General features: G+C 48.4%; 8 protein-coding genes. 2 read left to right on the forward strand and 6 right to left on the reverse strand.

The genetic code is table 11. The annotated features are described in order from the left end of the window. Positions 1-27 precede the first annotated feature (27 nt). The 6 genes from DYP60_RS00075 to DYP60_RS00100 form a co-directional block, all read right to left on the reverse strand. The gene (locus DYP60_RS00075; protein ID WP_117328841.1) at positions 28-1,110 is read right to left on the reverse strand and encodes a BMP family lipoprotein; all 1,083 of its coding nucleotides are present in this window, start codon (positions 1,108-1,110) and stop codon (positions 28-30) included. A gap of 198 nt (positions 1,111-1,308) precedes the next feature. Then, positions 1,309-2,409: a glycoside hydrolase family 88/105 protein gene (locus tag DYP60_RS00080; protein WP_117328842.1), complete on the reverse strand. Its 1,101-nt coding sequence runs from the start codon at positions 2,407-2,409 to the stop codon at positions 1,309-1,311. A 74-nt stretch (positions 2,410-2,483) separates the two neighbouring features. Further along, the gene (locus DYP60_RS00085; protein ID WP_117328843.1) at positions 2,484-4,061 is read right to left on the reverse strand and encodes an extracellular solute-binding protein; all 1,578 of its coding nucleotides are present in this window, start codon (positions 4,059-4,061) and stop codon (positions 2,484-2,486) included. Between the two features lie 60 nt (positions 4,062-4,121). Continuing rightward, on the reverse strand, positions 4,122-5,027 hold the full coding sequence (locus DYP60_RS00090; RefSeq protein ID WP_117328844.1) for a carbohydrate ABC transporter permease: 906 nt from the start codon (positions 5,025-5,027) through the stop codon (positions 4,122-4,124). An 11-nt stretch (positions 5,028-5,038) separates the two neighbouring features. Continuing rightward, complete coding sequence (locus DYP60_RS00095) at positions 5,039-5,962, reverse strand: ABC transporter permease (protein ID WP_117329100.1); 924 nt, start codon at positions 5,960-5,962, stop codon at positions 5,039-5,041. Between the two features lie 340 nt (positions 5,963-6,302). Beyond that, positions 6,303-9,482 carry a helix-turn-helix domain-containing protein gene (locus DYP60_RS00100; RefSeq protein WP_133299254.1) on the reverse strand — a complete coding sequence of 1,060 codons (3,180 nt, stop codon included), beginning with the start codon at positions 9,480-9,482 and terminating at the stop codon, positions 6,303-6,305. Positions 9,483-9,579: 97 nt separating this feature from the next. Between DYP60_RS00100 and DYP60_RS00105 the strand changes: the two genes are divergently transcribed. Further along, positions 9,580-10,563 carry a bile acid:sodium symporter family protein gene (locus tag DYP60_RS00105; RefSeq protein ID WP_117328846.1) on the forward strand — a complete coding sequence of 328 codons (984 nt, stop codon included), beginning with the start codon at positions 9,580-9,582 and terminating at the stop codon, positions 10,561-10,563. 12 nt (positions 10,564-10,575) lie between these two features. Next, a complete protein-coding gene (locus tag DYP60_RS00110) occupies positions 10,576-12,060 on the forward strand; it encodes a tagaturonate reductase (protein WP_117328847.1) in 1,485 nt (494 codons plus the stop codon). Position 12,061: the final 1 nt, after the last annotated feature.

The raw sequence follows: 12,061 nt of genomic DNA on the forward strand, positions 1-12,061 counted from the left end.
CCTTGTTGTGCGAATTAATCTAAAGGTTTACTTGAACAATCCATCACCGGAAGCTCGTACCTTGAGTTCACCACTGGCTATCATGGCAGAGACCTTGGAAACCTCATCGGTGACAGCCTTGTCAAGATTCGGGTTCTCGGCAGGAATACCTACTCCCTTATTTGCTGCGGTAAAGGTAAGCACCTCACCTGCAGGGAAAGATCCATTGAGCTCAGCAACAATCATGTCATAGGAAGCACGATCGAGGTACTTCATGGCGCTGGTCAGGATGATGGACTTACCGCTAGGAAGTACACCCTCAGGATACTGGTCTACATCAACACCAATTACCCAGACATTCTGTCCACTGGAAGCACGGTTCTTTGCCTCGTTGATAACACCAACACCAACACCACCTGCTGCAGCGAAGATTACATCCACACCACGGTCGTACATGGATGCTGCAATCTGCTGGCCTGCACTGATATTGTCAAAAGAACCCTGGTAGAGATTGTTCTCCTGCTTCATCATTATCTTGGTACCATAGTTCTCATTGGCATATGCTATACCCTGCTGGAAGCCCCAATTGAACTTCTGTACAGCTGGAATTTCCATGCCGCCGACAAAACCAAAGTCGCCTTCCTTGATCTGCAGTGCAGCAGCCAATCCAGCGAGGAAGCCTGATTCGTGTTCTGCATAATAAACGGCAACTACGTTTGGTTCGATGCGGTACTCAGAATAATCAGCACTATGGGGTTCACCATCAAGGATGACGAACTTCACATTGGGATACTTATCCTGTGCCTCAAAGAGAGCAGTCTCAAACTTGAATCCTGGACATACAATGAAGTTATAACCAGCATCAACCAAGTTACCGATTTCCTTCAGATAGTCAGCCTCAGTGGTCCCTGCAGGCTTGAGATATTTGGCATCAAGCGCGTAGTCCTTACTTGCCTTCAAGATGCCTTCCCAAGTTCCCTGGTTGAAGGATTTATCATCAATCGTACCAGCATCGGTGACCATTCCAACACGAAGATTACTCTTCTTTGCCTTACCCTCTTCGCTTCCTTGAGCGAAAGCAAACGAGCCAAGCATCAGAAAGATACAAAGCACTACAGCCAATTTTTTCATACTGTCTTCTCCTATTTTTGTGATCATGCACAAAAAACTGTGTGAACCTATTCTACATTCACCTTGTAGTGTTGTCAAACAAAGAAAGCACCCACAAGAAGCATTGATTCACGGCAAACCATTGAGCAAAAATCAGTTGTCTTCTCTTTACGACGACGATTCCCATGCATTATACCCCCCCGGGAAAATACCAGGGGGCTAGCTGGATTGTTCAGCCTCCAAACAAGCTAAGATGTAGGAACCTACACCCTTGAAATCATCCTCAACCACAGGTTCGCACACATAGTAGTGCATTGAACCATCGCGGTAGGGGTTCCCGCCCAGCCCCGCCACAGAACAGATACCCCCTAAATGAAGTTGTCCTTTCTTGTCTTCCCTCAGATACTGGGCCTTGATGTCCTCAATTGCAAGCATTGCCTGTTTTCGGTACACCTCATTGGTGCTGATACCAACTCGTATCGCTTTCAGAAAACTGTAGGCAAACATACTGGAGCAGGAGGACTCCAGATAGTTTTCTTCCGCCTCGCTATTATCCACAATCTGATACCACATCCCACTCTCACTCTGATAGGGGAGCAGTGAATCAAGGACCTGCGTAAGAATGTGGCCAAGCTCCCCACGCTTGGGATGTGTTTCAGGGAGAAAATCCAGGATATCAAGAATAGCCATACAGTACCACCCAATTGCCCTACCCCAGAAATGCGGGGAAAGACCAGTTTCTGCATCTGACCATCGCTGACCCCGAGATTCATCATAGGCATGATACAGCAAGCCGGTTTTTGGGTCCCTAAGTATCTGGTAGACTTTGATTACCTGGTCCACCGTATCATCAAACCCTGTCGTATCGCCACTTACCTTGCAGAACTGGGCATTGAATGGACCCTGCATATAAACGCCGTCCAGCCAGATCTGCCAAGGATAGATTTCCTTATGCCAGAATACACCTGAGAGGGTCCTCGGATGGGAGTTCAGCTGACTCTTGAGCAACTGAGCTGCTTGAAGAAAGCGTTTCTCCTTTGTTTTATCATACAGAGCAAAAAGGTTTCTTCCAGCGTTTATCTGGTCCAGGTTGTACTCTCCTAGGCGGTAGGTTGCGATCTGTCCATCCCGACCCACCATGGGATCATACATTGCATATGCCCACTGGAATATCTCTTCTCGGTCGTAGGCCTCTCCAACCAGCAAACAACTGTGTATCACAAGCCCATGTTCATAATGCCATCGCATCTGTGAAGGTTTGTAGCGTGAAACCACACTTTCAGCCAGTTTCAACGAAAGGCGCTCACCCCTGTCCATCATGCTTCATTCCTTATGTTCGTGCCAAATCTTCCAGCTGCCGGTCATCCGACAGCTGGAACCATGTCTTTTCACTCCTACTCATTCAGCAGGTTATTCTCCTTGGCAAATGCAACACCCTTGTCATTCCAATCCTGTCCACCAAGCTTCTTGAATTCAGCAATCCAAGTATTCCAGTTTGTCCTGTTCAGCGTGCGCTTCCCAGTGATGAACTCGCTCAGACCCTGTTCATAGAAACGCTTCAGGTCAGCACTCGGAATAGGAAGCATGTCTGAGCCAATAGCTGGCGTCCACTGCTTGGACTGCATCGTACGCAGTACATCAAGAGCAGACATTTCCTTTTTACTGGTAGCAGTGATGTACTTCGGATAGCGGGCATAGAGCTCAATATCACCATTGTAGAACACCATGTTTCGCAGCTGGGTCACGGTCTGTCCGACCGGACCACTGAAAGCCAAGTCAGGATCGGGAAGGCCATCAGCAACAGGAATTCCGTTTGCATCCTTGGTGTAGTTCACACCCTCAACGCCCCAACCAAGCAAGTAGTAGCCTTCATCACTGGCCATCCACTCTAGCAGTTCTGCAATCTTTTCCTTCTTTCCCTCTTCGACAGCTTTTGCACTGATGGCATAAATACGGAAGCCTGCAGTGTAAGGCCCGATTGAAGCATGTCCCTTCGGTCCTTTGATGGGGTCCATGACCACCCACTCGCCATTGGGGAAGTTTTTGTCAAATGGTGCATAGTTGGACTGAGCAGCAAAAGCGGCATTCTGCTCTCTCATGATGCCAAAACGCCCCTGCTTCCAAGCAGCTCGGAAGTCATCCTTCTTGTAGGCAAGCCAGTTTGGATCGATGATACCCTCATCAACCATCTTCTTGAGATATACCATGGCATCATAAAACTCCGGCTTGAGAATAGTAAGACCAGCGTTGGCAACCGTCATGTCCCAGGTTCCCTCAACACCGAATGCACCAAGGATCGGCTCCAAGCGGCGGCCGGGCCATGCTTCATAGTTGTTGACTTCCTGGAAAGCACCATAGCCATAGGTGTCATTCTTTCCGTTACCATCAGGATCATCAAAGGTGAAGGCACGCATAACATCGAGCAATTCATCAGTGGTGGTGGGTATGCTCAGGCCAAGATTGTCCAACCAATCCTTACGAATCAACAAACCTTCGTTCTTGACGATTGAACCGGGGTCAGCCAGACCATAGCTTTTCCCATTGAACTTTGTATGGTTTCGGCTCACCTCGTTGTAGTGGGTTGCCGTGCGGGTGGGCATTTTCTCATACAAATCATCAACAGGAGCAACCAGTCCCTGCGAAACCAGACGAGCCAAAACATCGCGACGGACCATGAACAGGTCGGGGAGATTGTTTGCTGCCGCCGCAGCCTGAATCTTTACATCCTGGTCACTCTCATTGGAAGGAAGCGTTGTAAGCTTCAGGTCAATGTTCAACTTCTCCTTGATGATGTCAAACCCCACCCAATCGGCCGGGGGTGGACCAGCTTCGGTAACCGCAGCGCCATACCACAGATCAATGGACACAGGACCATCTACTGCAGAATCTTTAGATCCCTGGCTGAATAACGGCAGGGAAACGAAAGAGAGCAAGGCAATGAGTGCGATACATACGAAATACTGTTTCTTCATGGCAAATCCTCCTTATGAATTACCAAATCCAATCAAAATCTTTCAGTGCAGGAGAGTGTCTTAGCCTTTTACACTTCCCAGCAATGTTCCCTTGGTAAAATACTTTTGGATAAATGGATAGGCAGCTACCATCGGGATGGCACTCATGAAGACCGAGGCGGCCTTGATGGCGGCAATCGGGGCATCCCCGAATGCACTTACCTCCACATATTCATTCATTCCACTGGCCATCAGTATGTTCCTGAGCAGGATAGGAAGGGGCTGCAGCGCATTACTGTTGAGGTAGAGCATTGCATGGAAGAAGTTGTTCCAGAAGGAAACCCCGTAAAAGAGACCGATGGTCATGATGATCGCTTTTGAAAGGGGCAGAATAATCCTCAAGAGGATTTGAATCTCCGATGCCCCGTCGATACGTGCCGACTCCTTCAACTCATTGGGAATTCCCTCGAAGAAGGACCGCATGATCAGACAGTTGTAGGTACTGATTGCGACCGGAATGTACACAGCCGGCAACGTATCAATCAATCCGATATTGGTAACCAATAGATAGGTAGGTATCATCCCAACGTTGAATACATAGGGGACGATGACAAACAGATTCAAATATCGTCTCCCGGGAAGCGTGGGTATTGACAATACGTAGGCAAGGGGTATGGTGAGCAATAGAGCGCTTGCTACCCCACCAATCAAGATCTTTACACTGTTGCCGAAGGCAAGCAGGAATCCCGCATTCCCCAACAAAGCCTCATAGGCGGAAGTTGACCAATTCCAAGGCAGCAGGAACATACCTTCCAGATTGTTGCCAATGTAGTCATTAGGCCTGAACGAGAGGGTTATGGTACTCCAAAGCGGAATTGCAATGATCAACAAAAGCAACCCTAAAAACAGGTCCACCAGAAAGTTGAAGCTGTGGTCCGCAGCCGTAGGCTTGACCGCGACAGAGGTGAATCTTCTTCGTTTTTTCATCTCCGCACCCCCTAGTACAATGAACTTCCGCCGAAGCGTTTGACCAGACGGTTGGAACCAAGGATAAGGAACATCCCGATAACCCCTTTGAATAGACCGACTGCAGTAGCAAGACCGAACTGGAATTCCAGCAAGCCTTGACGATAGACCCAGGTATCGATGATATCGGCAACAGAATAGACCGGTGTCGAGTACAACATAAAGATTTGGTTGAACCCTGCATCTAGGATGGTTCCCAAACGAAGCAGCACTACGATAACGATGACCGGTCGAATTGAGGGAAGCGTAATATACCTGACCCGTTGCCAGGAGTTGGCACCTTCCACCAAGGCAGCTTCAAAGAGCGAGGGATCGATGCCCATCAGCGCAGCAATGAAGATGATGGCGCTCCACCCCATTTCCTTCCATGCATCACTGAGAATGACAATCCAGGGAAAGGCATCGGTATTGGTCAAGAAATCAATGGGTTTGCCACCGAAAAGCTTGATTACATCATTGACAATACCGTCTCCTGGTGCCAATAGAGCGAGTAGGATTCCATACATGATGACCCACGAAAGAAAGTGTGGGAGATAGGCGAGCGTTTGTACTGTTTTTCGAAGTATAGGGCGGTTGCTCTCATAGATGGCAATTGCCAGGATGATGGCAAGGGGAAGGCTGAAAACCAACTTCCCAAGGCTGTACATCAGGGTATTTCTGAGCAATTCAACAAAATAATAGGAATTGACGAAGGTCCTGAAGTGTTCAAAGCCTATCCACTGACTACCAAGCACCCCGTCCAAGGCCATATAATCCTTGAAAGCTATCTGCCCATTGAATATCGGGACATATTTAAAAATAATGTAGTAGATTAAAGGGATTGCAAGCAAAGCATAGACTGATTTATGCCGCTTGATATCACGTAGCAACTGCTGTTTTGCTGTTCTTTCTGCCATTTGCAACCTCACACTCTCAGCATAGGGGCAAGAGGGCAAGATTATGCAGGGCGTCTCTTGTACTTTTCCGACCTTTCCACACAGAGCGCTTGGGCACTGTTTCAAAGAATGGCTAGCGGAGGTGTTTCCCCATACCCGTTCATCTGCACAGATGGCTTTCTGAAATACCTGCATCTGGAGAAATCCTGGATACATTGGTCATCTAAGAAGTGCTGCTCCTACTCATATTCAGGAATGGTATAGCCCCATATCCTTCAGGTTCCGGTACACCCGTTCAATTTGTTTTTCCGAAGCAAGGAAACAGAGCAATAGGGGGAATCCATGGCATGAAGGACCTATATCAACGCTGTGAACGAATTTTCCCTGGGGCGCATCCCTTGATCTTCTTGAACACCCTGCAGAAATACGCTTGGTCCTGGAACCCACTCTGGCTTGCAACCTCATTGATTGAAAGAGAACTTTCTCTCAGTAACTGGGTGGCTAGAAACACCCGATGTCTGTTCAGGTAGTCCCAAGGGCTGATACCCAACTCCTTGCGGAAAATTCGGGTCAGGTAATCCTCGCTGACATTCACCGATTCAGCAAGTTGCCAGCGCGAGATTTGTTCAGTAGCATGACTGCCCAGATAAACCACAGCTCGTTTTACCAAGGCACCGGTGAGTGGAGGAAGCAACTCATTGGTCTCCAGCAAGGCAAGCAAGCGCTCCCCAAACTCACTGCTCTCAAGCACACACTGATGGGCGATAAGCAGACGAGGAATGAGAGAGAGTTGCTCTGCCTCTTCTTTCTCCCATCGTTCGCGAATCACCACGATAGGAGCATCACAAGTTTTGCGAATAGTCCGGTAGAGAACTGGATCAAATAGTGAACCAAGTATCAGATGGACCGGCTGGTTGGCCACAACATCCAAAACATCTTCCCTTTCACTGTGAACAATGAACTCTTCATCCAAGGCAAGCAACTTGCAAAACGCTTCTGGAATTCCCTTCACCATGACCAGAACCCCATCAGAGTGATGATGATGGGTTGCCATCAAGGAAGATGAAAGATTTTGCTGTCCCTCAGGGGCGTGGAAACAAACCATGGGAGAGAGTGATAGGGTGTTATGCCCTGCAAGCGATGTACGAAGAAGGCGGAACTCCCTTCCTTGGTTGTCTGCATCCCAGCCGATAATACCCCCCGCAATCCTGGAGAGTTCTTGTCTTTGCAAGCTTCCCACAGGTATCACCTCACAGGAAGCAAAGGAAGTACGCAATAGCTCTGGAACCGGATCGTTACCATCAGTAGCAATGAAAAACAAGGTATCAAAGGAAGGAGGATTGCTTTCACCCATCAAACTTGGCAGAGGCAGAAGTACAACCACTGCGTTATCTTGCAGTGAGAAAGAACCATGGCTCATCAGAATAATCCTTTGCGCCAAGGAAAGACTTGGATCCTGACTTCCCATTGAAGCCTTCCATGTACTCAAAGAGGAGGTAAAGCAGAATTGGAGGCCTTCTTTGGACAAGGTAGTCTGCAACCGTATAGACCCGCCCTCCCTCAGGATGTACTCACAAATGATTGTGAAACTTTGAATCAACCGTTTTGTATCGACACACAGTGCAGGCATCTCATCCGGTCCTTCATAGACAAGAGGGAAGGAGCCAAGCAAGGGTGTTATCAATGTCATTGGGTTGCAGACCTTGTGCTCTAGCTCAAGATTGCCGGAGTAAGAGAGAGAAAGCTCCAGAAGATGGGTAGCAGTACGAATCTGCCCCTCTATCTGCTTTCCCATGTCACCTTCAACCTGTTTCGCAATGGAGAGAATTGTCTCAAAAGGGGTCTTGAGTCCTTCCCCAACATTGGCAAAGAATTCACTTCGTGAACGCTGGGCTCTCTCCGCATCCTCCCTTGCACGGTTTGCGGCATCCAGAAGAAGCGCACCCTTGATTGCCGAACTCAAAGCAGTTCGTAGCTCTTCCATCACGCTTCCACTGAACAGTGTGGTTCTCAGGATGAGGTACCCTATCGGTTGGTTGTCCATGAACAGCGGTTCAACCACATGCACGCCTTGACCCAAGTGATCCAAAAGCCCTTGGGGCAACAAGAGGTGTTTGGGAAACTGCTGTTTTCGCTCCATGACCAGTGAATCAGCATATCCCCCTATGAAGGTATTTTTCGTCTCATCGCCGTACAAGACCAGGTAGCCTGCATCAATACCAAGCAATCCTAGATGTTTTGCCAAGAGAGAGGGAATGGATGAAAGAGCTCGCACTCCCAAAAGGTCATACTTCAGCATATTGAGAATGCTTGCCTGCAATGAGTGTTGGTAGGCATGTTCATGCGCAACCAAATCCCTTTGGCGTAGAAACAGGTCCCTGATAGGCCCTGCACAAAGCATTTTGAAGGAGGGAGAAGCAAAAAAGGTACAGTACCAGTGCAATGCTTCACTGAGAAGACTGGGGTCCCCACCTCGGTCCAGAAACCAATAGGAGAGATAGCCGATTAAGGAGAGTACTTCCTTCTCATCTTGCAAAGATGCTTCCTTGAGCAACCGCTTAATCCACCCCTGCTCCTCCTCATTCGCATCGAAGACCTGAATCAGCCAAGCCTGGAAGAGTTCCAGACTTCCAACCGCCCGTCTCGCCTGCTGTTCACTGCCCAGTGAATAGGTACACCCACAGCTTTGTCGAACAATCATCTGGGAGGGCAGAAGCAAATCAAAACAAGAAAAGTCCTCCTCTCCAAGCATACCGTTAAGCAGGTTCCAAGACATTCTTGCCAATTCACCAACCGGCATTCTTGCAGTGGTGCAGGGAACCTTCAAGAGATGACTTTCCCTACTGTCATTGTATCCCACTATGCGAAGGTCCTCAGGAATGGAATAGCCAAGCGCTTCCAAGTATTTCCCTGCATCGAACATCATCAGGTCACTTGCACAAACAAGGGTGTCAAAATCCCGTCCTGGAACCAGATTGCGTTCTTCCAACAGTTGTACAATCGCCATTCTTCCTTCAGACCAGGAAAAAGGATCGCTGACCAACCGAGAATCAAAGAGCAGACTGGTTTGGTCAAGGGTATCGCAATAAGCTCGGTAGCGGTCCTCCGCAGAATAGTGATTCTCCGGCCCCCGAAGAAAGGCAAGCTTCCTAGCATGATGCTCCTTGATACAATGCAACATGACGCTCTGGACTCCAGAATAGGCGTCAAAGGAGATACCAGGGCACCCTTCCTTCTTCATCCCGATGCAAACACAATCCAGGTCTTCAAGATTTTGCAAAAAAACCTGTACTTCTGAGACACTGACGGCCCCACCCAAGGCAGAAGCCCACGTAATCACACCATCCAGATTATCTGTATTTACCAGAGAGTAGATGGCATTACGGAGGTACTCTTGGTTCTCCTGATATTCAAGTCTTCCTCCAGGAAAGACGAACAGGGAGTAGTCAGAACGTTGGGAATAATTGGCAATCTGTGACCAGAGCCCATTGGAGGCTCCTGTATGAATAGAGGCTAAAACCAACCCGACTCGCCTAGTCATATGAGCACCCACAGCAACCTCCTCATAAACGATATCACTATACCACAGGTTTTTCAGCCTTGACAGTCCAGCAAGGAGAAGGATATCATTCGGAACAATGTTTCATTTTCAACCAATCGAGGCAAGGCTCAAGAGCCTGAACTATCATCTGGAGAAGGCAATGCCGATCCTCACCCCCAGCGGCGTCATCATGGGACTTCTCCTTGGACCCCTGGTCTCATGGATGAACCCATCGGTACCCTACCTATTTGGCCTCATTACCTTTATCGGTGGATTGGGCATCAGTTCAAACGCATTCTTTGGGGTCATCAAGAAGCCAAAAGCTATTCTTTTCTTCATCCTAGGGGCGAACATCATAATGCCCTTGGTGGCATGGGCATTGGCGAATCTGTTGTTTCCCGGACATCCTGAAATTATCACAGGATTCATTCTCCTGATGGCCATTCCCACTGCAATCACCGGTTACATTTGGGCAACTATCTACAAGGGGAACGGGGCACTCTCATTGACCCTAATCATCGTATCCACTCTCCTTGCTCCTCTCCTTACCCCTTACACCGTTGCACTTCTTGCACAGACCACGGTGCAGATCGACACCAAAGGAATGATGATATCCCTACTTGGCATGGTTGTCATTCCCTCCATTGCCGGTATTCTTATCAACAATGCAACCAAGGGAAAAGTCAATGATCGTGTGGCTCCAAACCTAAAACCTTTTTCAAAGATTGGTCTCTTTTTCATCGTTGTCATCAATACCAGCCAGGTTTCCGAACGTCTTATCGCTGATGCTTCCTGGATTTACCTGCCTATTGCACTCGCTTGTGCACTACTTGCTGCCTTAGGCTATCCACTTGCCCACTACCTGGGAAAGCTTGCCAATATTAGCTTGGAAGACCGCAAGAGCGTTACCTTTGCAGTCTCCATGAGGAATATCAGCTCAGCATTGGTGCTTGCCATTGCTTACTTCCCCCCCGAGACAGCACTTCCTGTCATTTTCGGAATCGTCTTCCAGCAAACCATCTGTGCCTTCATGGCACATACCCTTTATGGGAGAAAGAAAATACCATACCATAATAGATAAGGAGCTACATCCATGCAATCAATCACAGAAACAACGAAGACAATTGCTAGGAAGGAGAAGGTCCTCCAGTTCGGAGAAGGAAATTTTCTCCGCGCTTTTGTTGATTGGATGATCGACATCCTCAATGAGAAGACTGACTTTAATGGCAATGTGGTCATCGTCCAACCGCTTGAAAGAGGGCTGAGTGATATGATCAACGACCAGAAAGGTCTCTACACCACCGTCCTAAGAGGTGTTCAGGGAGGAAAGACCGTCGAGGAATTCCGTACCATCACCAGCGTAAGCCGTTGTTTGAATCCATACAAGAAGGAAGACTACGCCGAATACCTAAAGCTCGCAGAAAGTGAAGACTTGAGGTTCATCGTCTCCAATACCACTGAGGCAGGTATTGCCTACAGTGAGGGGAATACCCTGGAGGATGCCCCCCAAGCCGCCTTCCCTGCAAAGGTATGTGCATTCCTCTACAAGCGCTACAAAGCTTTTGATGGCGCAAAAGACAAGGGCATCATCGTCATCCCGGTCGAACTTATCGACAAGAACGGTGACAACTTGAAACGAATCGTAAAACAGTATGCAAAAGAGTGGAATCTGGAAGAAGGCTTCATGAACTGGCTTGATGAAGCTTGTGACTTCTGCAATTCACTTGTTGACCGCATCGTTCCTGGCTATCCCCGCGCAGAAGCAACACAATTATGCGAAAAAATTGGGTATCAGGACAATCTTCTTGATTCTGCAGAAATTTTCCATCTCTGGGTCATTGAGTGCCACAAGGAGTTCCATGAAGATGAACTTCCCTTTGGCAAGGCAGGGCTGAATGTCATATGGACCGACGATATGAGTTTCTATAGAACCCGGAAGGTACGTATCCTCAACGGAGCTCATACCATGAGTGTACTTGCCGCCTACAAGGCAGGGCATGACACCGTCCAGGACTGTATTGCAGACAAAAAGCTGTTGTACCCATTCATGCACGGAGGAATCTTTGAGGAAATCATCCCTTCGATGGATGGCTCGAAGGAGGAGCTGGAAGCATATGCAAACGATGTGCTGGAACGGTTTGAGAACCCATACAACCCACATCAGCTGCTTTCCATTTCACTCAACTCTGTCTCAAAGTTCAAAACCCGCAATCTTCCCAGTTTACTCGGATTTATCAACAAGAGGGGATTTCTTCCCAAACGTCTGGTCTTTGCTCTCTCAGCCTTGATCAGCTTCTATGAGGGAACTGAGTATGAAGGAAGTGCCTTGAAGGGAGAGCGGGATGGCGAGACCTATCTCATCCAAGACAGCCAGGACATATTGGAATTCTTCGCAGGCCTCTACAAGGAAGGAGGAAATGCTGAAGCCAAAGCTGAGCGCCTGAGCAAAGCAGTACTCTCCAATTTTGACTGGTGGGGACAGGATCTCACCCAGATTGAAGGTTTACAACATGAGGTAGAAAAGAACCTGAGGGCAATCTGGACGGTCGGCATGCAAAAAGCCATGCAGGCACTGTAGG

Origin of the sequence: Sphaerochaeta halotolerans (assembly GCF_003429665.1) — a bacterium.
Classification (GTDB): domain Bacteria; phylum Spirochaetota; class Spirochaetia; order Sphaerochaetales; family Sphaerochaetaceae; genus Sphaerochaeta; species Sphaerochaeta halotolerans.

What these genes read in the sequence shown, in the direction of transcription:
- DYP60_RS00075 (WP_117328841.1), bottom strand. Translation starts at nt 1,110, where the DNA reads ATGAAAAAATTGGCTGTAGTGCTTTGTATCTTTCTGATGCTTGGCTCG.
- DYP60_RS00080 (WP_117328842.1), bottom strand. Translation starts at nt 2,409, where the DNA reads ATGATGGACAGGGGTGAGCGCCTTTCGTTGAAACTGGCTGAAAGTGTG.
- DYP60_RS00085 (WP_117328843.1), bottom strand. Translation starts at nt 4,061, where the DNA reads ATGAAGAAACAGTATTTCGTATGTATCGCACTCATTGCCTTGCTCTCT.
- DYP60_RS00090 (WP_117328844.1), bottom strand. Translation starts at nt 5,027, where the DNA reads ATGAAAAAACGAAGAAGATTCACCTCTGTCGCGGTCAAGCCTACGGCT.
- DYP60_RS00095 (WP_117329100.1), bottom strand. Translation starts at nt 5,962, where the DNA reads ATGGCAGAAAGAACAGCAAAACAGCAGTTGCTACGTGATATCAAGCGG.
- DYP60_RS00100 (WP_133299254.1), bottom strand. Translation starts at nt 9,482, where the DNA reads ATGACTAGGCGAGTCGGGTTGGTTTTAGCCTCTATTCATACAGGAGCC.
- DYP60_RS00105 (WP_117328846.1), top strand. Translation starts at nt 9,580, where the DNA reads ATGTTTCATTTTCAACCAATCGAGGCAAGGCTCAAGAGCCTGAACTAT.
- DYP60_RS00110 (WP_117328847.1), top strand. Translation starts at nt 10,576, where the DNA reads ATGCAATCAATCACAGAAACAACGAAGACAATTGCTAGGAAGGAGAAG.